Raw genomic sequence first — 23,557 nt, forward strand, 5'->3', positions numbered from 1 at the left:
TCGGCAATGTCAGCACCTGGTCGGGTGCGGGTGCTGCAATCGTTGAAATCATCGCCACATAGCCGACATTCGACTTGCAGAGTTCGGTGACCGGTTTGGAGCAACCAGTTCGGAAATCCGTACAGCCGCTGTCAGTCTGAAGGCGACTGTGACGTTAGCGGCACAACCTGCTTGACCGATGATCACTATCACCTACGGCACCCTGCTGAGCAGGTGACACCCTGCGCTTTTGCGCAGCAAAGTTGGTGGGCAGATGATGCGTTGACCGGGTTCTCCTGCGGGCCAGGCATCTAATCATTGGCGTTGGCTCAGGGCATAATCTCCACATACTCATAGACTTCACAATCCATGATCTGCTTTCGCACGGGCAGTGTTGCCCGGTCAAACCAGGCTTGCGGGTTGTGTTTGTCGATCTCGCGGCCCATAAAGCGGATCAACTCGCAGATGGGTTCGACCACATTGGTGCGGTAGCGCTCGTCTTGCTTGACGTAGCCGAGGTACATGTTTTTCATGCAATTGCCACGGCACCATGAAAACGCCTCGCATCCGTCGCAGGGCATGGCGGAGGTGGACTGCAGCGGGCTCTTTTTGAGCCAGTTGCTTTTGACATCACCCATCTTCATGTCGGGGGCGTACATCATGTCCGGGCAGGGGTAAATCTCGCCGTTGGGCATCACGTTGAGCAAGTGCGTGGACACGCGGCACTGGGTGCGCCCCGCATACAGTTCTTGTGCGCGGGTCGGGAAAAGCTTGTTGCGTACCGTGCCCATCAGCGGAATCAGCGGGTACATCACGTCGGTGCGCGAGAAGAACTTGTTTATCAATTGCACCAGCACGGACTGGCGCTTGGCCACCGAGTCGCCACCATACTGCTCATCGGCCACAAACTGCCAGTACAGGTAGTCAAACGGAGTGTCCTCCCCGACCAGTTGGTCCAGCTCCTCAAAACAGGTGTCAGGATTGCCCCATGTGACCCGGGCCGTGATGGTGCCGCCCACTTTTCCGCGCACTTCCCGGAGGTTTTTCATCACCTGGCGGTAGATGCCACGTCCACGGTAGCCGTCGGTGGTGGCTTCGCCGCCGTCAATCGAGGCCAGCACGTTGGACAGCCGGCTCAAGGTCTCGTCTGGCAGTTTCGAGATCAGGGTGGCGTTGGTCTGCAGTTGAAAGCGAAAGTGCGGGAAGCGCTGCATCACTTCCAGCATCAGTGGTTTGTTCAGCGTGGGCTCACCCCCGTAAAACGTCACATAGACTTCCTTTCCTTTCAGATGCTTGTCGACGAAGGCACAGAGTTGCTCAATGTCGTACTCCACATGAACCTGGGAGCCCAACACCTCGCCCACGCCCAATGAGCAATAGCTGCACTTCAGGTTGCATTTGAGGGTGGTAAGCAATTGCAGCTCGACCCGGCCGCCTACGATGGGGTTGACGTCTGATTGCGGGATGTCCGCTTTGGCGGTGTCTGAATAGAAGTGAATCGGTGTCGAGTTGTGCATTATTTAGACTGAAGGGCAGGGAGATCGGTTGCAGATGTGCGCGACCAGAATTTCGTGTGGGTAGCGAAGAGGCCGTCTCTGGCGGGCGCCAATGATAAGCGCTACGGAGGTAAAAATGAGCCTCTGTGGCGCCGTAGCGACGACTGCGGGGGCGAAGAAGGATGTTTGATTGACCCAATCGACATTGGGGCGGGTTTGATGCTAAACAGAATGACGGCTATGTGGCTGCCAGTTCAACTTTTGTACGCCCGCAGTCGACCAGGCTTCAAGTCGGTCAGCGCTAAACCGGACATTCTCCGTCGCCTTCTGATGCGAACCGAACGACCGCTATAGATGCGGACAACTTGAGAAGGCACGGTCGGGTTAGGACACGATGCAGGCCGCCATGATCGACTGCTGACTGGCAATCCCACTCATGCAATTGGGTTGCCAGGAAGCGGGCACTGGCCAACGGCAGCAAATGGTCGAGTGTGGATGCTCGGGTCATTGAATTCGTTGCCACATTGCCGAGTCGCGCCCTGCAGACTTGACTGACCGGTCTGGAGCAAGCAGTTTGGATGGTCGTATGTCAGCAGGCAGTCTGGACCTGTCCTTCAAGCGAAATGTTGCAAAATGCTCGGCCACTGACTCTTGAAGACTGACTGCCGTCATTCGCAGAAACTGGGCGGCCGATGGCTCAGTGCGCTTAGCGAAACTCGGATAAAGGCGTAATTCCGTTTAGACTGGGTGGCATTTACTGACCTTGATAGATAGGAGACGATCATGCGCGTTCGAATCCCGATGGTGGCCCTTGCCTTCATCGTTGCCGTGAAGTCGGTGGCGGCGGCGAGCATCATAGAGTTATGGGAGCAAGTGAAGGCCCCGCCGGTGCCCAACCTCTCTGCGTCAACTGTGAAGGCCAATGAAACCGCCTTACTCCTACTCGATATTGAGGAGGCCACCTGCAATCAGGAGCATCGCCCCCGTTGCATCGCTGCCGTGTCGGCGATGGCCACGTTCTTAGAAAAGGCGCGGAGCGCGCACATGGCGGTCTTCTACAGCAACACTGGCGCCGGATCGCGAGAGACTATTCTGTCGCCAGTAACCCCAAGGGATGACGAGCCCATTGTCAAAGCGGGCGTCAACAAGTTCTTTGGGACCAAGCTCGATGAGTACCTGAAAGCCAAAAACGTCAGGACTGTAATCGTTTGCGGGACCACCGCCTTCGGCGCTGCGCTCCATACTGCGACCGGCGCCGCTCAAAACGGCTACAAGGTCGTGTTGCCGGTGGATTGCGTGCCGGGTGGAAGTCTGTACGAGGAGCAGGCGACCGTTTGGAGCCTGATCAATGGGCCTGGCACCGGCAGAGTTCTCACGGCCACCACGCTAGACGCGATCAAGATCGAATAGCAGCGCCTCCGCTTTCAAAGAGACCGGACCGGCTTTTTTGGTCGAGGCGTCCAGACAGACAGTAATTCAAACTGCTTGACCCTGAGCCTAAATTAGGACTTGCATAGACTTGGGCTGGTCGACACCTGCCGATCAAAATTCAAAGTTGAATGCCCGCTTTCGCTGGCATTGCAGTCACACAGGTAGCTCAACGCGACCGTCGGCTTTGAGCCCTCAGTGACTATTGGCTCATAGACAAATCGGACAGCTCGACTGGCTGGTTAGTATTAAACTTTAACCAATGGATATTGGAATATGTCGGTAGCTTAAGGTCTGGAGGCCAAAAGTCTGGTTTGGCCGGTGAGGGCTAATTGATTGGTTAGGATTTTTGCAATGATTTTGAGAATTTACGTCTCGTTATTCGCAAAATCACTGCAAAAGTTTTTGATTTTTGGTGGTGCCTTTTTGCATGAAATTTGAGAACCTACACTGATTTTGTCACCCATCGCCGTCATCGACTTCGAAACCACCGGACTCTCGCCCGATCACGGTGACCGCGCTACCGAAGTGGCCATTGTGATGGTGCAGGGTGGCCGGGTGGTGGACCGCTTTCAGAGCCTGATGAACGCTGGCGTACGCATACCGTCCTTCATCACCCAGCTCACCGGTATCACCAATGCCATGGTGGCGACTGCGCCTGATGCCGCCCAGGTGATGGCCGAGGCCAGCCGCTTTGTGGGCAAGTCGCCCATGGTGGCGCACAACGCGTCGTTTGACCGCAAGTTCTGGGTGGCGGAGCTGGCGCGGCGTGGCCTGCCGGCGCCGCAGCCCTTTGCCTGCACCATGCTGGTCTCGCGCAGGCTCTACCCGCAGGCGCCCAACCACAAGCTCGGATCGCTGGTGGACTACCACCGCCTGCCGCGCCTGGGTACGGCACACCGTGCGCTGGCCGATGCCGAAATGGCTGCTGCGTTGGTGAACCAGATCCAGCACGACCTGCGCACTTGCCACGGCGTAGCCAACCCCAACCATGCCCTGCTTATGACCTTGCAGCGCTGCGCTAAACCGGCAGTCAGCGCGCTGATGGCGAAGTACGCGAACGCTTAAGCCGGCCCGGAACGCTATCAAATAAATAGCTGCTTGCGCCCGATTGGTAAGGGCTAGAGCCTAAAAACACTCATAATTCAAGTCATGAACACCCACGTCCAACCCGCCACGCCGCTTTCCACCCACGACACCACCCGCATTGACGACACACGCATAGGCGCGGTGCGCCCGCTGATCACGCCAGCGTTGCTGGAGGAGTGGCTGCCAGTGCCCAAGGCCACACTGGCGCTGGTGGAACACAGCCGCGCTGCCATCTCGCGCGTGCTGCATGGTGGCGATGACCGCTTGATCGTGGTGGTGGGCCCCTGCTCCATCCACGACCATGATCAGGCCATGGAATACGCCCGGCAGCTCAAGGTGCAAGCCGATGCATTGGCCGACGAGCTGCTGGTGGTGATGCGCGTGTACTTCGAGAAGCCCCGCACCACCGTGGGCTGGAAAGGCTACATCAACGACCCGCACCTGGACGGCAGCTTCGCCATCAACGAAGGGCTGGAAATGGCGCGGCGCCTGCTGCTGGACGTGCTGGCAATTGGCCTGCCCGTGGGAACCGAATTTCTGGACCTGCTGAGCCCGCAATTCATCAGCGATCTGGTGAGCTGGGGCGCCATTGGCGCGCGCACCACCGAGAGCCCAAGCCACCGCCAGCTGGCCTCCGGCCTGAGCTGCCCGGTCGGCTTCAAGAACGGCACCGATGGCGGTATCAAGGTCGCCACCGATGCCATCCAGGCGGCGCAGGCCGCACACGCCTTCATGGGCATGACCAAGATGGGCCAGGCCGCTATTTTTGAGACCCGGGGCAACGACGACTGCCACGTAATTTTGCGCGGCGGCAAGCAGCCCAACTACGCCGCAGCAGACGTCAACGCCGCCTGCGTGCTGCTTAAAAGTGCTGGCCTGCGCGAGCAGGTGATGATTGATGTGTCGCATGCCAACAGCAGCAAGCAATACCAGCGCCAGATCACCGTGGCGGCGGAAGTGGCCCAGCAGATTGCAGGAGGTGACAAGCGCATCACCGGCATCATGATTGAAAGCCACCTCAATGAAGGCCGGCAGGACATCGTTCCCGGCCATCCTTTGAAGCACGGCGTGTCGGTCACCGATGCGTGCATCAGCTTTGAGCAGACCGTGCCGGTATTGGAGCAGTTGGCGCAGGCGGTCAAGGATCGCCGCAATGCCGGGTATTAGATAAACCGGAATGTTCGCGCGTGAAACTGATTGCTTGTTTACCATGCCGACGGGTGATGCCTGCCTGGTCAAGTTATTGCCAGTCCGACGATAGCGCATGCCGTGTACGGGCTGCCAAATCACGCGGCATGTTAGCGGTGAAGCCGTCTCGTTGTCGCGCCTGCAAACGCGGCGCTGTCCGACACGGCGCGTGTTGCAACTGGCCAAGAATGAAACAGCGCCTGGTGCCACCGCCGCGCCGGGGCAGCACTTCAAACGCTTGGCAAACAGTCAACAAGGAAAGCGCCATGACCTACAAGCAAAATCCGCGTGACGAGCAGGCCGCGAAGACCGGCAAGGTCGAAAACGACACCAACAAGCTGGGGGAGCAAGAAACCACGCAGTTAAATCAGGGCAAGCGCACGTCGAACAGCCGTAGCGACCGCGAGGCGCATGTGGGCGGCAGCAATCAGTCACAGTCGCGCCGCGGGCCGGTTGGCAGCCGGCGCTGACATCCTGTCGGACAGCACAGTTTGCCGCATTAAAAGGCGCAAAAACCGGGCTGCCCCTGCAACATGGCCGCACGTACTGAAGGACCGCATCGCGGCCTGCTGGCCACGGACTCGCCTTACGGCAAGCTGCGCTTTTACTTTCCCAGGCGGTAGCCCGGGGCCGAAACGGGCAGTTATGCAGGGCCATAAATGCCCGCAGCCATTGCTGCATGTGCGCGAGCAGCTATTAATACGATAGCGTTTGCCGGCCAGCTGCCAGCACGGCTGGATTTAGATGTTAAAAAGGCATTTAGCCCATATAGAACGGGCATCAGCAGCTATTAAATTAATAGCGTTTGTGGCGCAAGGAAGTGCTGAACGATTTCGTTGGGCCTGAATATCCAGGATGACCAAGCCGGCGCTGATCGGGTTTCGGGTGCTGACAGGCGCTTCACAATACAGGCATTGTCATTCCGCATGGTGAGGATCACTTGTGGTGTAAGTGTTTACTTGCTTGCTACCCCATGTGATGCGGTAGTTTCGCATCGACTTACAAAGTCAACAAAGCAGAAACCCGGCGGACACTTGGGCCGGCGAAGATGAACTCTTCTTCAACACAGGAGCTTCAATGCCCAGTTTTAAAAACTCTCAAATTCTTTCCCGCGTGGCCCGTCCAAGGTTGTTGCGGGCCATTCCTTCCCTGGTGGTGCTGACCACTGCCATGGCTTGGGGTGTTTCATCGCATGCTGGCGGATTGGGGCTTGACGGCGCCTCGCGTGGCTCCGTGACGATAGCCGCAGGCCCTGCTCTGGGCGGCGGCATGGGTGCAGGGGTTGGCGTGGGCTTGGGCGCCAATACCGCCGTGCAGCCCGGTGGCGGCGTTGCCAACGCCGGCGTGGGCCTTGATGCCGGTGTGCGCGCAGGCGCCAACGGCAAGGTCACGGCTGAAGAGCGTATGGCGGCCACGGGCGCTGCGGGCTCGACTGGCGCCGGTGTGCAGGCCGATGGCGGGGTGAACAGCGCCACCGATGGCGTGGGCCGGGTGCTGGGCGGTGTGCGTGACACGGGTCAAACCGCAGGCAGCGCTGCAGCGCGAACCGGCAAACGTCTGACCCACGGCGGGAAAAGCGGGCCCGGCAGCGTCAACAACACCGTCAACAGTGGCGTGCAAGGCGCGGCCAATGCCAAGCTGGATGCCGGCATTCAGGGCGGGACCACGGCCCGCTAAGCGGCGTTGCGGCTTCGGCGTCAAGGCGCTGCCTGATGGGGGGCGCAAGGTGCCTTTGACTGGCCTGTATCGAGCCGCCAACCAACGCAGCACTTGCCGAAAGGCAGGTGCTGTTTTTTTAGGCCGGTTTAAGTGTAAAACAGGGCTGTGGTCCAAACAAATCGGGCGTAGTGTGCTATCAAATAAATAGCTAAATGCCACCTGAATATAAATCCGCGAGCGGAGCATGCGAGGTATTTTCTGCGGTGGCAGCCGCCGTCGTACCCGTAAAGCCGGTCCTGCTCCTTATTCCTGGTGATGTCGGCATCGTCACGTCCCCCCGCCTGTAAGACCTTGCCGCGCCGGCGGAAAGAAAGGCAGACAAAGCCATGCACAACCCAACTGGCCTGGTGACTTAGCACGCCAAAAAAAGGACCCGAGGGGGTCCTTTTCATTTGTTGCGGGAAGCCGCCCCCGGCCTTGTTCCTCAACTCCGTTGAGGTGCCTTCATCCCGGATACCGCAGTTTTATGGGGCAGGCTGTGTAACCGCATTGGCGTTCAAGGTAACCGCCGTTTGTGCCAACGCTCTGCCGCTCATTTTTGCACCGGTATTCAGCGAAATCAGCGTTTTACTCAAGATGATTCCCTTGAAGTCAGACGTCGTTCCAAGGGTCGCCTGGCCCGCGACCTGCCAGAAGATGTTCTTGGCCTGTGCGCCGCCGCTCAGGGTAATAATGGCGCCGTTGCCCACGGTGAGATCTTGTGCTATCTGGAAAATCCAGACATCATTTGCGCCACCCGAGAGAGTGACACCAGCAGATGTTATTGAAACCCCGGTGCCCCATTTGTAGAGACCAGGGACGAGTGTCATCCCGCTAATATCTCCGGCGCCCAGTTCAGTAACATCAGGCAATGATCGTCCGGCGGCGTCGGTGAACGCGGTTTCCATGTTGCTTATGGCCGTGGTCAGGTTGGATGGAGTCGGAGGCGCCATATCGGCTGCATAGATCTTTCCGGTCACGAGACTCGATGTCGCAAATACATTCGTGGCATCACGTGCTTGGGAAAATCCGGTTATGTAGCTCTCGGCGGCCGGACTCAGTCCAATATCTCCGACTATTGCGGTGGTTCCGGTGCTTGAGATTCCAGCTTTTGCCAGAATTACATAATTGCCGGCCGTTCCAAGGACTACTGGCACTGGACCTTTCGCTATCGCCAGCGCTGTGTCTGCTGTTGTAAAGGTCCATACCCGGTTAGCTGCCAATGCATTTGCCGGGACGGCGAGGTCGGTGACCCCCGTTGTAATCGTGGCTTTATAGGATGTGCTGGCTGCGAGGTTGCTTGCTGGTGTAAATATCGCTGTCGTGCCTATGTAGGTCACAGTGCCTGAAACTGGCGTCGCGCCCGGCCCGGTGGTCACCGTAAATGTTGCCGTGGTGATGGTTGCGGGGTCCATCGCTTCATCAAAGATCGCGGTGATTTTTCTGTTGACCGGCACACCCGTGGCAGCATCAGCCGGGTTGGTGGAAGTTACCGTGGGTGCGGTGTTGTCCAACAAGGTCGCCCCGGTTGTAAAGGTCCATGCAAAGTTGCTTGCCAGTGCAACCCCTCCCGCATCCTGGGCCCCGGTGGTGATCGTGGCAGTAAATTGGGTGTTGACCGCGAGATTGCTTGTTGGCGTAAAGATCGCAGTGTTGTTTGTGACATCCAGGGTCACGGCTCCTGAAACTGGCGTCGCGCCCGGCCCGGTGGTCACCGTAAATGTTGCCATGGTGATGGTTGCGGGGGCCATCGCCTTGCTGAAGATGGCGGTGATTTTTCTGTTGATCGACACAGCCGTGGCAGCATCAGCCGGGTTGCTGGAAGTGACTATGGGTGCGACCGCGGCCACCAAGCCGGGGCCGATCGAGTTGTTGTCTGACCCACCGCCGCAGCCGGCCACAAAAGCGGTCAGCAGGAAGGGAATCAAGCACATTAGTCGCCTGGAATAACTCTTGAATCTGTTCATTTGCTTTTCTTTTCTGTTAAAGGTCGAGTCCGATCCGGGAAGATAAGAAACGAAGAGATACGAATCTCCACTGTCAGCTTGCGCCGCTGCACGCATTTCATCTGTGCGCCATCGCACACAGCGTCATCGGGGAAATTAAATGTTTTTCCTCTGTTGTTTTATGACGTTGCCGGGGATGGCTTACGGCCTGGCCCAGGTGGCGCTTTTACTTTCCCAATCTGTGGCTCGAGGCCGAAGCGGACAGGCGCTACACCGTGGCGGCAGGGTCGCGCCGCATGCTGAGATTGCCAACCATGCAAGCGCACAACTTATCAGTTGAGACCATTAAAACGGGCGCTGTGCATCGACTTACAAAGTCAACAAAGCAGATACCTGGCAGACATGTGGGCCGGGGAAGATGAACTCTTCTTCAACACAGGAGCTTCGATGTCCAGGATTCAAAAGTTTCAGTCTCAGGACTCTCAAATTCTTGCCCGCGTGACCCGACCACGGTTTTTGGGGGCCATTCCTTCGTTGGTGGTGCTGACCACTGCCATGGCTTGGGGTGCTTCATCGAACGCTGGCGTGTTGGGTCTTGACGGCGTCTTGCGTACCAAAGCGGGGGTGACGGTAGCCACCAGCCCGGTGTTGGGCGGCGGCGTGAAAAGCGGCGTGACCAGGGGCCGCTAATCGGCCTTTTTTTGGATAAGGGCAAGAAAAAAACGGCTGTAGCCAAAGCAGGACGTGCGTAAACAGCTATTAAAATAATAGCAAAATGGCACTTGAAGCATCACTCATCAGTCTGAATCATCGACAGACCGCCCCCGGCTGCTGCGCCAGATGGCGCGCACCAGCCACAGGCCGCCGATCACGGCGCCGCTGAAGCCCAAAAAGCCGAAGGCCGGCAGGCCGAACAGGGTAGGGCCGCCCTTGACGGTCATGACAATGGATGCGCCGATGATGAGCGCGGCAATCACCAGCGCCATGGCCAGGCGATTGGCGGCGCGGTCGATCTGATCGCCCACGCGCTTGAGGTGCACCAGCTCAATGCTCACCTGCACCCGGCCGCGCCGCGCGTTGCGCAGCAGGCGCGACACATCGTGCGGCAACTGCTCGGCCACGGCCAGCGCGCGGCGCAGTGTCTGCCACGCGCGGGTGGCGAGAACCTTGGGCCGCAAGCGTGCGCGCGCCACCTGGCGCAGCAGGGGTGCCGCCTCGGTGGTCATGTGAAAGCTGGGGTCCAGGCCCCGGCCCATACCTTCAAGGGAGATAAAGGCCTTGATCAGCAACGCCAGATCCGACGGCAGGCCCAGGTGGTGCTCGCGCAGGATGGTGGTGACGTCGGCGAGCATCTGGCCGAGCTTGAGTTGCGCCAGCGGGATGCCGTGGTACTGGTCCACAAAGGCTTCGATCTCGGTTTCGAGCTGCGAGAGGTGTACCCCATGCTCGTCACCGGTCCAGTCGAGCAGCACATCGGCCACGGCCTGCGGCTGGGGTTCAACCAAGCCCAGCAGCAGCTCCAGCACCTCGTCGCGCCGCCGCGCCGAGAGGCGGCCGATCATGCCGAAGTCGATGAAGGTGATGCGGTTGCCACTCTGGTAGAACACGTTGCCGGGGTGCGGGTCGGCGTGGAAGAAGCCGTCTTCCACAATCATTTTGAGCACCGCGTGGGTGCCGCGCTGGGCCAGTACGGTGCGGTCGAATCCCGCCTCGGCGGTGAGCTGGTCGAGCTGGCCGCCGGGCACGCCGCCCACAAAGTCCTGCACGTTGACGCGCTCACCGGTGTGCGCCCAGTAGACACGCGGGATCACGATGTAGGGCAGCGATGCCATGTTGGCGGCAATGCGTTCGGCATGGCGGCATTCGCCTGCCAGATCCAGCTCGCGCCGCAGTGACTTGGCAAATTCGCGCACCAGCTGCTGCGGGTGGTAGGGTTTGAGGGCGGGTATCTCGGTCTCGGCCAGCGCGGTCAGATGGCCGAGCAGGCGCAGGTCGGCCTCGATCACTTCGGTGATGCCGGGACGGCGGATCTTGACGATGACCTCGGTGCCGTCTTTGAGCTGCGCGCGGTGTACCTGGGCTATGGAGGCGGCGGCCAGCGGCTCGGTGTCAAAGCGGGCGAACACGTCCTCAAGCTCGCCTCCCAGGTCTTCGCGCAACTGCGGCCGCAACACATCGAGCGGTACCGCCGGCACATGACTGTGGAGCTTCTCGAACTCGGCAATCCACTCGGGACCGAAGAGGTCGGCGCGGCCGGCCAGAATCTGCCCGAGCTTGACGAACGTGGGGCCCAGCTCTTCCATCGCCAAGCGCACCTGCACAGGAGGCTCGATGCGGGCCAGGTCGGCCACATGCTCCCATCTGATGGCATGGCCGGCGCGTTCCAGCTTGTCGGCCAGGCCGAGGCGGCGCACGCTGTCGCCAAAGCCGTGGCGAATGAGTACGCCGACTATTTCATTAAGACGCGCCATGTCGCGCGCCGCACTCAGAGTCTCTAGGAGCATGGCCGGATGATAGCGCCGCGCCCAGCAGCCGAGTGGCGGTTACTTGGTGTCGGGCAACTCGATCTTGACTTCGAGCACATCCAGGTTGTCCTGGCGCTCGAGGTTGACCTTGATGTCGCCGGGATTGATGTGGATGTATTTGGCGATGACGGCGATCAGGTCGCGCTGCAGCGCGGGCAGGTAGTCGGGCTCGTGGCTGCGGCCCGAGCGCTCGTGCGCCAGGATGATCTGCAGCCGCTCTTTGGCAACGCTGGCGGTTTTTTTCTTTTCGCCGAGGAAAAAAGACAGGAATGAAGCCATGGCGCTTTATTTCCCCCCGAACAGGCGCTTGAGGAAGCCGGGCTTTTGCGCGTTAGTGAAACGCAGTGGCTTGTCCTTGCCCAAAAAGCGGTCTATCACGTCCTTGTAGGCTTCAGATACGTCGCTGCCCTGCATGTGTACGGCGGGCACGCCCTGGTTGGAGGCTTGCAGCACCACCTCGGACTCGGGGATGACGCCGATGAGCTTGATGCGCAGGATGTCCTGGATGTCTTCCAGCGAGAGCATTTGGCCCTGATCGACACGGCTGGGGTTGTAGCGGGTGATGAGCAGGTGCTCCTTGATGGGCGCGCCGCCGTCGATGGCGCGTTGGGTCTTGCTGGAGAGTATGCCCAGGATGCGGTCGGAGTCGCGCACCGAAGACACCTCGGGATTGGTCACCACCAGGGCTTCGTCGGCAAAGTGCATGGCCATCAGCGCGCCGGTTTCAATGCCGGCCGGCGAGTCGCAGACGATGTATTCGAAGTCCATGGCGGCGAGGTCTTTGAGGACTTTTTCCACGCCTTCTTTGGTGAGTGCGTCCTTGTCGCGGGTTTGCGAGGCGGCCAGCACATAGAGGTTTTGGCACTGCTTGTCTTTGATCAGCGCCTGGTTGAGCGTGGCTTCGCCCTGGATGACGTTGATCAGGTCATACACCACACGGCGCTCACAGCCCATGATGAGGTCGAGGTTGCGCAGGCCGACGTCGAAGTCGATCACGGCGGTTTTGTGGCCGCGCATCGCCAGGCCGGTTGCAAAGCTGGCGCTGGTGGTGGTTTTACCCACGCCACCTTTGCCAGAGGTGACCACAATGATTTTTGCCATCTGATGAAAGTCCTTAAAAAAATGGTGTGTGCGGGGCGCTGCCCGGCGCAGGGATGTTCAGGGGTGTTGTTTCAGGCGCTCTTCAGGCATTCAAGACGCTCATTACGAGTTTGTCGCCGTCCGGTCCTCCGGGCACCAGCCGCACTTGCGTGGGCTGTCCCGCCACGCCGGGCGGTAGCGGGTTTTCGCTGGTGCGGTACACGCCGGCGATGGACAGCAGTTCGGCCTCCAGCGCCAGCGCAAAGATGCGCGCCTCGGTGTTGCCGCGCGCACCGGCCATGGCCTTGCCGCGCAGCGGTGCATAGACATGGATGTGGCCGTCGGCAATGACTTCGGCACCGGCATTGACCATGGCCAGCACCACCAGGTCGCGGCCGCGCGCATACACCTGCTGGCCCGAGCGCAAGGGTTTGTCGATGACCAGCGCGCCCAAAGGTGTTGCGGGGGGTGCTGAAATAGGCGCGGCAGTGGGCGGGGCGGCGGGTTGTGACGTGGCCGGCCGGAGGCTTACCAAATGCGCGTCGGGCACGGGCAGCAGGCCGGCTTGCAGCGCGGCGGCCATTTGCGCAGGGTTGCCGCCTTTGACGGCAACGGGCACCAGTTGGTAGCTGCCCAGCAGGGCAATGAGTGCTGAAAAGTCGATCTCGCCGGCGGGCGTTGCTGCGCCGCTGGCCGCCGCTTCAAGCGGCGACAGGTCGATCATCAGCGCGTCCTGGTCGAAGAAATCCGGAATGTCGCCGAAGCGCAGCGCCAGCTCGCGTGACAGGGCCGCCAGGTCGGTGGACTTGAGCAGCAGCGCGACCAGGGGCAGGTTGGCGCTTTTTATTTCAAAGGTGGCGGGGGTGGTGGCCCGGATGGCAACGGTCATGGGCGATGCAAAGCGAAGTGAGGGAAGGGAGCCGGGCAAGTCATGGCGGCATGGCCGAATGCAGGGATGGCCGAGAGTAGCGCAAGAAAAGCCAAATCGGCGCGCACGGTTTGTCGCATTTGTGAGCGTATGAAACGCGCCGCTGCTGTTGACCCGCTGTGGCGCGGGGTGCCATGGCCTGCCTGAGAGGCGCCAGGCATCGAATGCATGCGGCTTGCGCCCTATAAAAAGTAGAAAACAAGGAGCTCATTATCCCGGAACTTCATGAACTTCCTGCCGCGGATGGTTGTAACTGCTCTTTAACGAATAAGCGCCAGAGGCTGTTTACCAGCGTGGCGCCTCGGGCGGTTTGGCCTTGGCGTCCATGACGAGGTAGAGCACACTCGCCACGCTCAGCGGCGCGAGGAAGTAGACAAGACGGTAAGCCACCAGTGCAGCCAGTAGTTCATGCCGGGGCATCTGGTGCGACAGCAGAGCCACAAACACGGCTTCGAGCACGCCAAGGCCCGCCGGTATACGGGCGATCACGCCAGCCACAGCGGCCAGCAGCAGCACGCTGACCACCGTAGCCAATTCGATGCGGTGCTGCAGCAGAACAAAAATAATGCCCGACATCACAAGCCAGTTGCTGGCGCCCATGAGCAGCTGCAGGCTGGCCAGCCTGAGCGATGGCAATTCAATTGCATGGCCGCGCACACGCAGCGTGCGCTGGCGCGAGAAAGCGCAGACGCCGAGGTAGCCGGCGGCAACGGCCAGCAAGGCGAAGCCGATGAATCGCAGCTGGGCTGAATCAATGTCCCAGTCGGGCGGCAAGGTCGGCGGTTGCAGGCTGAACACCAGCCCTGCCAGCAACACATAGCCCATCCAGTTGGTCAGCATGCTCAGCGACATGATGCGCGTGATGACGCCGTTGTCCAGGCCCAGGCGCGAATAGAGGCGGTAGCGGAAAGCGACGCCCCCGACCAGCGAGCCGAGGTTGAGATTGAACGCGTAGCTGATGAAGGTGACCATCATGACGGTGGGGGCGCCCAGCGTGTGGCTGGTGTAACGGCGGCCCAGCAGGTCAAAACAGCTGTAGAGCGTGAAGCTGGCCAGGGCGAGCAGCACGGCGGCCCACACGGCCGCCAGGGGATAGTGCTGCAGCGAAGTGAGCACCTTGCCCCATTCAATGGTGCGCGCCTGCGACATCAGCAGGCCGGCCACCAGCACAAAAAATACAGCCGTTGCGCCGCGCTTGAGCCACGGCCACCAGGCTCTATCGGTGATTTTCCGCGGGGCGCGGGCGCGGGGCTTGGCCATCAGGCGCTCAAACCGGGTCGGCCTGGCTCACTGCATCGGCACCCGCCAAGTCCGTGCTGGCTGGCGGGCTGGCCTGCATGGCCAGCGTGAGGCGCTGCACGTGCCCAGGCAGCCAACCCGCCCAGGCAGGGTAGCGGCGCAGCAGGTGAAACACAAAAAAACTGCGTACCAGGCGCCATCCGCTCGACTCCACCAGGTCGCCGGTCCCGATTTGCTTGCAGCCGTGTTGCATCAGGTGGTCCAGCCGCCCGCTTAAATACTGGTTGAACTCGCGGTCCTTGATGATGATGTTGGCTTCGAGGTTCAGGGACAGGCTCAAGGGGTCCAGGTTGCTGGAACCCACCGTGGCCCATGCATCGTCGGCCACCGCGACCTTGCCATGCAGCGGCCGTTCGGAATATTCAAAAATCTGCACGCCACCCGTCAGCAGGTAGTGGTACAGCATGTTGGCGGCAGTTTTCACGATCGCCATGTCGGGCTCGCCCTGCAGGATTAGCCGTACATCAACGCCGCGCCGCGCCGCCCTGCGGATCTCTTTGAGCAAGCGGTAGCCGGGGAAGAAGTAGGCGTTGGCGATCACGATGCGGTGGCGTGCGGCACGAAGGGCAATGCGGTAGTGCTGCTCGATGTCCTTGGTATGCTTGCCGTTGTCGCGGGTCACAAAGATGGCGCCCGCAACGCCGACCGGAGTCGATGTGGGGCTCCACGAGGTTTGGGCCAGCGTCTGCGCGCTCGCAGAAAAGCGCTCGCGCAGCCTGCCGGTGAGGGTCGTGGCGGCAAGGCGCTGGCCTGCTGCCAGCGCCTTGTGCACAAACTGGTGAATCAAGGCAACGATGGGGCCTTCAATCTCGACGGCATAGTCCTGCTTGGCCATGGGCCCGAAGTCGGCCAGGTGATCGGCTGAGTAATTGATGCCGCCGACAAAGGCACGCTGGCCGTCGACCACAACAATCTTGCGGTGCATGCGGCGAAACAAGTTGGTGCGCCAGCCCCAGAGTCTGGGGCTGGGGTCAAACACATGCACCCGCACGCCAGCCTGCGTGAGCGCGGAGATGAAGCCGGGCGACAGGTCGGGTGAGCCATAACCATCAATGGTGATGTCAATTTGCACGCCGCGTGCGGCCGCCTGGAGCAGGGCCGCGTGCAGCCCCATGCCGACCTTGTCTTCAAACAGGATGAAGGTTTCCAGCACGACCTCGCGATGGGCTGCGGCAATGCACTCAAAGACGCGGGGAAAAAACTCCTCGCCGTTTTCAAGCAGCCTGAACTGGTTACCGCTGACCCAGCGAGTCATACGCCTGCCTTGAGAGCCACTGCCAGGCGCTTTGCGCCATGCGCGCGGTGACAAGCATGGAGGCCAAAGTGCGCCGCGCCAGGCCGCCCCAAGCAAGCACAGCCCCCTCGGGGGGCAGCGCAGTATGCGCAGTGACAAGCGTGGGGGCCAGTTCCGCCGACAGGCCGCCCTTAGGCGGAACAGCCCCCTCGGGGGGCAGCGCAGTACGCGAAGCGACAAGCGTGGGGGTCATATTTACAATTCAATCTCCGCGGCAAGGGGGGCATGGTCTGACAAATGCGACCAGGGCCTGCTAGGCAGGACAACTGGGGCGTGGCCAATGGCACTGCGCACATAGATGCGGTCCAGCCGCAGCACGGGCCGACGCGCGGGGAAAGTTCGTGCGGCTTGGCCGTGGGCTTGCACAAACACCTCATGCAGCCCGGCCCTGCGCTCCAGCAGGTCGTGGGCGCGATGCCGCCAGTCATTGAAGTCGCCGGCCACCACCACCGGGGCGTGGGCGGGAATATGCTTGCGCACCAGGTCGCACAGCATCTCCATCTGTTGGGTGCGGTGTGCCTCGACCAACCCCAGGTGCACGCAGATGGCATGCAAATTCACGTTGCGGCCCGGAATATGCAGCTCGCAATGCAACAAGCCGCGTCTTTCGGGGCCGCTGATCGAGACGTCGTGATTTTTGAAACGCACGATGGGGAATTTGGACAGCACGGCGTTGCCATGGTGGCCGTTGGTGTAGACCGCGTTGCGGCCATAGGCGAACTGCGACCAGATCGTGTCGGCCAGGAATTCGTAGTGCGGCATGTCGGGATAGTTGTCGAACTTGTCGGGGTGCTTGATGTGGCTGCCCGTTACCTCCTGCAGGAACACCACATCCGCGCCCACGCTGCGAACGGCTTCGCGCAGTTCGGGCAGGATGAACTTGCGGTTAAAAAAGGTGAAGCCTTTGTGGATATTGACCGTGAGGACCTTGAAGAAAAATGACGCGTCGGGGCTGACCGCGGCAAGCGCCGCCTGCGTATCGGTTTCTACCGCAGCCACGTCAACAGGCATGGCGGCCTCAGGCGCGGCCTCGGACAAGACGGCAGGCGCGCCGCGTCGGGAAGAGTCAGGGATAGAACGGTGCATAAGAAGTGAGGAACAGGTATGGGACAACCCAAACTTCCAGAGTCCCATTGTCAATCTCCGGGCCTTGGGCCGCTGTAGGACAGCAACTTATTCGCGGCGAGTCGCCGCCGTCACGTTCATCGTTCGCCGTCAAGCAGCGCTCAAGCTGTTTTGTTTCACCTTCGGCCCTGAAAGCCGGATCAATGAAGGATGGCATGAAGCGTACATGAGACACATTGCGCGACAAAACGGCTGGCGCCTGGACGTTGCGGATTTCAGTCATCGAGCCAGTTTAGCCAGGCTGCGGTGCATCAAAGCGGATTTTGGACGCCGTCCTGCGCGGGCTTGGAGTGCTCCCGGAGGCTGGAAAACAGGGGGAAAAAGTGCCTCAAGCCCAATGAATACGGGCGCAAGAAGCTATCAAAAAAATAGCGATTTGCAGCGGATCTCGCGCATAAAAAAGCCTGCACCGGCACCCTCAAAGAGAGCAACCGGTGCAGGCCCTGACATCTGGGGCGGCTTGGGCACGAGGCCTTCAAGCCGCTACAGCGTCAGACTCAACGGTTGCGGTGCATGCCGCCTTCGTAACGGCCGCGGCCTTCGCGCTGGCCGAATTTCTTGTGCTCGGCGTCAAAGGTTTTTTGCTGCTCAGGAGTCAACACGGCGTAAAAAGTCTTGGTGGCTTCTCCGCGTTTGTCCATGGCCGCACTCATGTCGGCCATGCGCTGGGTGCGCAGGGCGCGCATTTTGTCGATGCGCTCTGGCGTGCTCAGCTTGTCGAACTCGGCGCGCTGTTCAGGCGTGGGGCGTGCGCCGGGAGCTGGTGGCTGCATGGAGGCGGTGAAGGTGGTCCAGGCACCTTCCTGGGCAGGCGTGATCTTGAGCTTGGCTTTCAGCTCGGCCTGGCGTTTGGCCATCCAGGCCTGCATTTTGGCCGGGTCATGACGGCCCATGCGGTCACCGTACGGGCCAGCGTGCATGCCAGCGGCAGCGGGTCCGACTGGAGGCGCGACGGGCGCGCCCTGTGCCATGGCGCTGGCGCCTGCCGTAGCCAGCAAACCGGCGAGGACGAGACTGTTCAGGGAGGCAAGAGGTTTGAGAGCGAATTTCATGGAAACTTCCTTTCGAGAAGAACGGGAGAGGGGGTAAAAAAGCCTGACACCAGAGAACTGACACAAGGTTTTGGCTTCAGGTTGAAAGCAAGTGTGGACGGCCCGTGTATACGCGCCATTGCGGCATGGTGACGGTTTGTAAAGTTTGTGAAAACCGCTTTGCCCGAAACTGCCCTGGCCTGTACCGGCGGGTCCGGCGCGGGCAGAATGTTTCACATCACTCACTGGCCACGAGGCTCAGAGTCCCCTTGTCCCGACGCAGCAAGTTTCTTTTTTCCATGTCAGACACACAGCGGTAAAGGGCCTCGTGTGTGACGCCCAATTCCCCTGCCAGAGATTTCAACCCGGACCCCAGGGGATATCTTTCCTCTTCGCCCTCGGTTTCCAGCAGGTGTAACAAACGGTCCTGCACCTTGTGAAGGGACAGGCGTTCACATTGCCCCCTGAGCCGCTTGAGCTCCAGGTTCAGCATGCCAATCCAGCGGGTTGCAAAGGCCGGCTCAGTTGCAATGGCGACGCGGATTTCCCGAATGGGAACCTGGGTGATTTCAGCGGGGGCGGTCACCTTGCCATCACAGTGGTAGCGGGCCGATTGCAGGCTCGCCTCGCCCACAAACCCGTGCCTCGTTCGTTGCAGGATGACCGATTCGCCGTGCCGTCCCAGTCGTTCCAGAACGACCTCCCCGCTGGCGATGAAGAACATGTAGGCCGGCTTATTTCCTGTCTCAAACAGACGCTCACCTTTCCCATAAGCCGAGGTGACGCAGAAGTTGTGCAAGTCGGCGGGCAGCAGTTCAGCAAGCTCCGGGTGAATAGGGGAAGACGCTGAGTTCATATGATTTTGATCATACCCATCTCTGTTCCGGTTCATCAATACTTCGGTCAGTACTGATACAACAAGGCACCATGAGCAACTCCATCTTCCAGTTCGGCCAGCAGCGGCCCGGCTACACCGTTCCGGTTCTCAATGAGCGGGCTGTGCGTGCCAGTGCAGGCATGCTGTTTTTTCTGGCCATGGTGTCGTTCATGAACGCCTGGCTGCTGGGAAATTTTCAACCCACCCGAGTATTTGTGGTGGCCTTTCTGATCGATTTCACGATTCGCATTTTCATCAACCCGCGCTTCGCGCCCAGCCTGATCGTGGGCCAGTGGGTGGTGCACCGGCAGCAGCCTGAATGGGTGGGCGCCCCGCAGAAACGCTTTGCCTGGGCCATCGGTCTGGTGCTGGCCGGGATCATGTTGTATCTGGTGGTCATCAACAACGTGATCGGACCGATCAATCTCATCGTCTGCGGCTCCTGCCTGTTGCTGTTGTTCTTCGAGACCGCTTTTGGCATCTGCCTGGGCTGCAAGCTATACAAGCTGTTCAGCAAAGACAAGGCCCAGCTGTGCCCGGGCGGCGTGTGCGAATCGCCACCCGCACCCGTATCGGGTATCAGCCCGGGGCAGCTGGTCATCGTGCTGACGGTCGCCGTGGGCGTTGGCGGCGTGGCGCAGTGGGTCAAGGCAAAGGCGGCCCCCCAGACCGGGGCTATGCAGGCCAGCAGCTATGCGCCCGCCATCGATCCCGCCGAGGCCGAGCGCTGCAAGGTGCCCGAGTTTGCCAAGGCCCTCGGCCACGAGGAAATGTGGAAGCTGCACAACCACTGCAAGTAATTTTTGAATGCGCTACTCATGACACTCACACGCCGCCAGTTGCTCAAGCGCAGCGCGGGCGCCCTGCCTTTGGGCTTGATGCTGAACACGGTTTGGGCCGCCCAACCCGTGGTCGAGATCATCAGCTTTGCCCACCCCCCGATGCAGTCCGCCCTTAAACCCCTGCGCGACTGGCTGGCCAGCCAGGGCGGCAAGCTCCGGGTGGTGGAAATCGACATGGAATCGCCCGAAGCAGAAAAGCGTCTCAAGGCCCTGGGCCTTAAAGGCCACATTCCCATCGTGGTGGTTGTGGACGGCCGGTACAAACATGTGCGCAAGGACGGCAGCCATGTGGATCTGGTGGGCTTCCCGTCCGGCCCCGGCGCCCCGGTGGGCATGAAGGATGGCTGGTCGGTTGAAGACGTGCAAGCGGTACTCAAGGCTGGTAAGCCCTGATCGTCACGGGGGGCACCCCGTCTTCCTGTCTCTTAGCCTGCGGCATAAGCAGGCAGACCGGGCGGTATTGCGGCAATGGGCTTTCCAGCTGGAAGCGGCCCTTGACAGCACCGCTCCTCCGTGCAGCAGGCCAGCGTTGTGCTTACAATGGCTCCAGCTTGTCGGGGTGCCAAAGATGTTTCATCTGAGGCTGAGATCGCAGATGCGAGACCCGCTGAACCTGATCGGGATCATCCCCGCGTAGGGAACATGGCACTTGGCTCCGGCACCCGCAGCGGCATTCCGGCTCCCCAGGCAGGCACCCCACCTTCTGGAGATAGTTATGGCCAAAACCCGCCTCACCGTTGACACCGACGACCTCACAAGCCGCATCACGCGAACGCCGTTTGCAGGCTCCCGCAAGATTTACCTGGAGGGCTCGCGCCCTGATATCCGCGTGCCGTTTCGTGAGGTCACGCTGACCGACACGATGGTGCAGGAGGGTGGCGGCGAGCCGCGCCGCGAAGCCAATCCGCCGCTGCGTCTGTATGACTCATCGGGCGTGTACACCGACCCGCTGGCGCCGATTGACATCACGCGCGGCCTGAGCCCATTGCGCGGCGCCTGGATTGCCGAGCGGCTGGATACCGAGGCGCTCCCCGGCATCAGCAGCGCCTATGGCCGCGAGCGCCTGAACGACCCGGCGCTGATCGCGCTGCGCATGGCGCATGCGCCCGTGCCGCGTCGCGCCAAGCTTGGCGCCAACGTGTCGCAAATGCACTATGCGCGCAAAGGCATCATCACGCCGGAGATGGAATACATCGCCGTGCGCGAAAACCTGGTACGCGCCCAGCTGGCCGAACGCCTGGCCACCGAGCGCCTGCCCAAGCCCGGCCATTCGTTTGGCGCGTCATTGGTGCAGGACGTCACGGCCGAATTTGTGCGCGACGAAGTGGCGCGCGGCCGCGCCGTCATCCCCAACAACATCAACCACCCCGAGAGCGAGCCGATGATCATTGGCCGCAACTTCCTGGTGAAGGTCAACGCCAACATCGGCAACTCGGCCGTCACCTCGTCCATCGAGGAAGAGGTCGACAAACTGGCCTGGTCGATTCGCTGGGGTGCCGACACCGTGATGGATTTATCGACCGGCGAGAACATCCATGAAACACGCGAATGGATTTTGCGCAACTCGCCGGTGCCGATTGGCACGGTGCCGATTTACCAGGCGCTGGAGAAGGTCAACGGCAAGGCCGAAGACCTGACCTGGGAGATCTTCCGCGACACGCTGATCGAGCAGGCGGAGCAGGGCGTGGACTACTTCACCATTCACGCCGGCGTGCGCCTGGCCTATGTACCGCTGACGGCGAACCGGCTCACGGGCATTGTTTCGCGCGGCGGTTCCATCATGGCCAAATGGTGTCTGTCGCACCACCGCGAAAGCTTTTTGTACGAACGCTTTGACGAGATCTGCCAGATCATGAAAGCCTACGACGTGTGCTTTTCACTCGGTGACGGCCTGCGCCCCGGATCGATTGCCGATGCCAATGACGAAGCGCAGTTTGCCGAATTGCACACGCTGGGCGAGCTGACACAGATCGCCTGGAAGCACGATGTGCAGGTGATGATTGAAGGCCCCGGACATGTGCCGCTGCAGCTGGTGAAAGAAAACGTCGACAAGCAGCTGGAGGCTTGCTTTGAGGCGCCGTTCTACACGCTGGGCCCGCTGATCACCGACATCTCGCCGGGTTACGACCATATTTCTTCGGCCATGGGTGCGGCAAACATCGGCTGGTACGGCACGGCCATGCTGTGCTACGTGACGCCGAAAGAGCACCTGGGCCTGCCGAATCGCGACGACGTGAAGCAGGGCCTGATTGCCTACAAGATCGCCGCGCATGCGGCCGATTTGGCCAAGGGCTATCCGGGCGCGCAGATGTGGGACAACGCGGTGTCCAAGGCGCGCTTTGAGTTCCGCTGGGAAGACCAGTTCCGCCTGGCGATTGACCCCGACACGGCGATGGCCTACCACGACGAAACCCTGCCCAAGGAGAATGCCAAGGTGGCGCATTTTTGCTCGATGTGCGGGCCGAAGTTTTGCTCGATGAAGATCTCGCAGGAAGTACGCGAGTTTGCCCGGCTGAATCCCGAAACGACGACCTTGGCAACCAGCCCCGGCGTGATCGCGATCAAGCAGATCAATAACGGGTTTGAAGAGAAGGCCAAGGAGTTCCGCGAGGGCGGCAGCGAGATTTACTCCTGATTCGCTTCCTCCCTCTGGGAGAGGGAGTGAAGGGCGAATGCCTTCATGAAGGATCTTTTAGGAGGTATTGAAGGACATGAAAACGTTTGAAATTTCTCTGAATGGCGAGCGCCTGGCGACGCAGGCGCCGACGCTGCAGGCCCTGCTGCAGGCGCGCGGGTATGCCCTGCAGTGCGCCATGGCCTGTGCCATCAACCGCAGTTTTGTTCCGCGGCCCGAGTGGCCTGAGCGCGCCTTGAAAAATGGCGACCGCATTGACGTGATTACACCCATAACCGGAGGTTGAACCCCATGACTATCCCTTTGAATCTCACCCCTGGCGTCCCCTCCATGGCTCATGGCAAGCCCTGGACCGTGGCCGGAACCACGCTGACCAGCCGCTTTCTTCAGGGCACCGCGCGTTACCCTTCAACGCAGGTTCTGACCGACGCGGTGCGCGCCAGCGGCACCCAGGTGCTGACCGTGGGGCTGCGCCGCCTGCAACCCGAAGGCGGTGGCGGCGACGGCTTCTGGCAAGAAATCCAGGCGCTGGGCTGCCATATCCTGCCCAACACGGCGGGCTGCTACAGCGCGGAAGACGCGATCACGCTGGCGCAAATGGCGCGCGAGATGGTTGGTACGAACTGGATCAAGCTGGAAGTCATTGGCGACGACAAAACGCTGCAGCCCGACACTGCGGCCACCTTGCAGGCCGCCACCGTGCTGGCGCGCGAAGGGTTTGCGGTGTTTGCTTACACCACCGAAGATCTGGTGATGGCGCAGCGTCTGCACGATGCGGGCTGCGCCGCCGTAATGCCCTGGGCTGCACCCATCGGCAGCGGCCGCGGACCCATGAATCCGTACGCGCTGGAGATTTTGCGCCGCCGCCTGCCTGATGCGGTGCTCATTATCGACGCCGGTCTGGGCCGACCTTCGCATGCGGCACAAGTGATGGAGATGGGATTTGACGCCGTGCTGCTGAATACCGCGGTGGCGCAATCCGGCGACCCGGTGCGCATGGCGCGCGCCTTTGCCGATGCGGTGTCGGCCGGCCGCGCCGCCTGCGAATCGACTCCCGCGCCGGTGCGCGCGGAGGCGCAGGCCTCGACCCCGACCGC

General features: G+C 60.8%; 24 protein-coding genes and 1 riboswitch. Of the genes, 11 read left to right on the forward strand and 13 right to left on the reverse strand.

The window, feature by feature from the left end; translation table 11 throughout:
- Positions 1-308: 308 nt before the first annotated feature.
- The gene (locus B3F77_RS14105) at positions 309-1,496 is read right to left on the reverse strand and encodes a radical SAM/SPASM domain-containing protein (protein ID WP_293605562.1); all 1,188 of its coding nucleotides are present in this window, start codon (positions 1,494-1,496) and stop codon (positions 309-311) included.
- A gap of 762 nt (positions 1,497-2,258) precedes the next feature.
- Between B3F77_RS14105 and B3F77_RS14110 the strand changes: the two genes are divergently transcribed.
- From B3F77_RS14110 to B3F77_RS14130, 5 genes are all read left to right on the forward strand, one after another.
- Positions 2,259-2,885: an isochorismatase family protein gene (locus B3F77_RS14110; RefSeq protein ID WP_293605563.1), complete on the forward strand. Its 627-nt coding sequence runs from the start codon at positions 2,259-2,261 to the stop codon at positions 2,883-2,885.
- A gap of 474 nt (positions 2,886-3,359) precedes the next feature.
- Positions 3,360-3,971 carry a 3'-5' exonuclease gene (locus tag B3F77_RS14115; protein ID WP_293605564.1) on the forward strand — a complete coding sequence of 204 codons (612 nt, stop codon included), beginning with the start codon at positions 3,360-3,362 and terminating at the stop codon, positions 3,969-3,971.
- An 84-nt stretch (positions 3,972-4,055) separates the two neighbouring features.
- Positions 4,056-5,159, forward strand: a complete 1,104-nt coding sequence (locus B3F77_RS14120; protein ID WP_293605565.1) for a 3-deoxy-7-phosphoheptulonate synthase — start codon at positions 4,056-4,058, stop codon at positions 5,157-5,159.
- A 287-nt stretch (positions 5,160-5,446) separates the two neighbouring features.
- Positions 5,447-5,650 carry a hypothetical protein gene (locus B3F77_RS14125; protein ID WP_293605566.1) on the forward strand — a complete coding sequence of 68 codons (204 nt, stop codon included), beginning with the start codon at positions 5,447-5,449 and terminating at the stop codon, positions 5,648-5,650.
- A gap of 607 nt (positions 5,651-6,257) precedes the next feature.
- The gene (locus tag B3F77_RS14130; RefSeq protein ID WP_293605567.1) at positions 6,258-6,857 is read left to right on the forward strand and encodes a hypothetical protein; all 600 of its coding nucleotides are present in this window, start codon (positions 6,258-6,260) and stop codon (positions 6,855-6,857) included.
- 506 nt (positions 6,858-7,363) lie between these two features.
- On the opposite strand, the gene B3F77_RS14135 is transcribed toward B3F77_RS14130, so the two are convergent.
- Positions 7,364-8,845 carry an ice-binding family protein gene (locus B3F77_RS14135; RefSeq protein WP_293605568.1) on the reverse strand — a complete coding sequence of 494 codons (1,482 nt, stop codon included), beginning with the start codon at positions 8,843-8,845 and terminating at the stop codon, positions 7,364-7,366.
- A gap of 426 nt (positions 8,846-9,271) precedes the next feature.
- Here B3F77_RS14135 and B3F77_RS14140 point away from each other — a divergent pair, with 426 nt between their 5' ends.
- On the forward strand, positions 9,272-9,514 hold the full coding sequence (locus B3F77_RS14140; RefSeq protein ID WP_293605569.1) for a hypothetical protein: 243 nt from the start codon (positions 9,272-9,274) through the stop codon (positions 9,512-9,514).
- 107 nt (positions 9,515-9,621) lie between these two features.
- On the opposite strand, the gene B3F77_RS14145 is transcribed toward B3F77_RS14140, so the two are convergent.
- From B3F77_RS14145 to B3F77_RS14195, 11 genes are all read right to left on the reverse strand, one after another.
- Positions 9,622-11,328 carry an ABC1 kinase family protein gene (locus B3F77_RS14145; protein ID WP_293605570.1) on the reverse strand — a complete coding sequence of 569 codons (1,707 nt, stop codon included), beginning with the start codon at positions 11,326-11,328 and terminating at the stop codon, positions 9,622-9,624.
- 39 nt (positions 11,329-11,367) lie between these two features.
- Positions 11,368-11,628, reverse strand: a complete 261-nt coding sequence (gene minE, locus B3F77_RS14150) for a cell division topological specificity factor MinE (protein WP_293605571.1) — start codon at positions 11,626-11,628, stop codon at positions 11,368-11,370.
- A gap of 6 nt (positions 11,629-11,634) precedes the next feature.
- Positions 11,635-12,450: a septum site-determining protein MinD gene (minD, locus tag B3F77_RS14155; protein ID WP_293605572.1), complete on the reverse strand. Its 816-nt coding sequence runs from the start codon at positions 12,448-12,450 to the stop codon at positions 11,635-11,637.
- Positions 12,451-12,532: 82 nt separating this feature from the next.
- On the reverse strand, positions 12,533-13,318 hold the full coding sequence (minC, locus tag B3F77_RS14160; protein ID WP_293605573.1) for a septum site-determining protein MinC: 786 nt from the start codon (positions 13,316-13,318) through the stop codon (positions 12,533-12,535).
- Between the two features lie 324 nt (positions 13,319-13,642).
- Positions 13,643-14,617 (reverse strand): lysylphosphatidylglycerol synthase transmembrane domain-containing protein, encoded by a 975-nt coding sequence (locus tag B3F77_RS14165; protein ID WP_293605574.1) that lies wholly within the window; start codon positions 14,615-14,617, stop codon positions 13,643-13,645.
- 7 nt (positions 14,618-14,624) lie between these two features.
- Positions 14,625-15,911 carry a cardiolipin synthase ClsB gene (clsB, locus tag B3F77_RS14170; protein WP_293605575.1) on the reverse strand — a complete coding sequence of 429 codons (1,287 nt, stop codon included), beginning with the start codon at positions 15,909-15,911 and terminating at the stop codon, positions 14,625-14,627.
- Complete coding sequence (locus B3F77_RS14175) at positions 15,889-16,143, reverse strand: hypothetical protein (RefSeq protein ID WP_293605576.1); 255 nt, start codon at positions 16,141-16,143, stop codon at positions 15,889-15,891. Before B3F77_RS14175 ends, clsB begins: the two co-directional genes overlap by 23 nt.
- Positions 16,144-16,145: 2 nt before the next feature.
- Positions 16,146-17,036, reverse strand: a complete 891-nt coding sequence (locus tag B3F77_RS14180; protein WP_293605577.1) for an endonuclease/exonuclease/phosphatase family protein — start codon at positions 17,034-17,036, stop codon at positions 16,146-16,148.
- Positions 17,017-17,298, reverse strand: coding sequence for a hypothetical protein (locus tag B3F77_RS14185; RefSeq protein ID WP_293605578.1), 282 nt, complete (start codon positions 17,296-17,298; stop codon positions 17,017-17,019). Before B3F77_RS14185 ends, B3F77_RS14180 begins: the two co-directional genes overlap by 20 nt.
- 274 nt (positions 17,299-17,572) lie before the next feature.
- Positions 17,573-18,127, reverse strand: a complete 555-nt coding sequence (locus B3F77_RS14190; RefSeq protein ID WP_293605579.1) for a Spy/CpxP family protein refolding chaperone — start codon at positions 18,125-18,127, stop codon at positions 17,573-17,575.
- A 217-nt stretch (positions 18,128-18,344) separates the two neighbouring features.
- Positions 18,345-18,962: a Crp/Fnr family transcriptional regulator gene (locus B3F77_RS14195; RefSeq protein ID WP_293605580.1), complete on the reverse strand. Its 618-nt coding sequence runs from the start codon at positions 18,960-18,962 to the stop codon at positions 18,345-18,347.
- 71 nt (positions 18,963-19,033) lie between these two features.
- Here B3F77_RS14195 and B3F77_RS14200 point away from each other — a divergent pair, with 71 nt between their 5' ends.
- From B3F77_RS14200 to B3F77_RS14220, 5 genes are all read left to right on the forward strand, one after another.
- A complete protein-coding gene (locus B3F77_RS14200; protein ID WP_293605581.1) occupies positions 19,034-19,783 on the forward strand; it encodes a DUF4395 domain-containing protein in 750 nt (249 codons plus the stop codon).
- An 18-nt stretch (positions 19,784-19,801) separates the two neighbouring features.
- Entirely contained in the window at positions 19,802-20,218 is a 417-nt protein-coding gene (locus tag B3F77_RS14205) for a hypothetical protein (protein WP_293605582.1), read from the forward strand.
- Positions 20,219-20,370: 152 nt separating this feature from the next.
- Positions 20,371-20,482, forward strand: a riboswitch (TPP riboswitch).
- A 58-nt stretch (positions 20,483-20,540) separates the two neighbouring features.
- Positions 20,541-22,460: a phosphomethylpyrimidine synthase ThiC gene (gene thiC / locus B3F77_RS14210; RefSeq protein ID WP_293605583.1), complete on the forward strand. Its 1,920-nt coding sequence runs from the start codon at positions 20,541-20,543 to the stop codon at positions 22,458-22,460.
- 76 nt (positions 22,461-22,536) lie between these two features.
- Entirely contained in the window at positions 22,537-22,746 is a 210-nt protein-coding gene (gene thiS, locus B3F77_RS14215) for a sulfur carrier protein ThiS (protein ID WP_293605584.1), read from the forward strand.
- 44 nt (positions 22,747-22,790) lie between these two features.
- On the forward strand, positions 22,791-23,557 hold a 767-nt coding region (locus B3F77_RS14220; protein WP_293605621.1), incomplete at its 3' end, for a thiazole synthase.

Origin of the sequence: Polaromonas sp. UBA4122, from assembly GCA_002381615.1 — a bacterium.
Classification (GTDB): domain Bacteria; phylum Pseudomonadota; class Gammaproteobacteria; order Burkholderiales; family Burkholderiaceae_C; genus Polaromonas.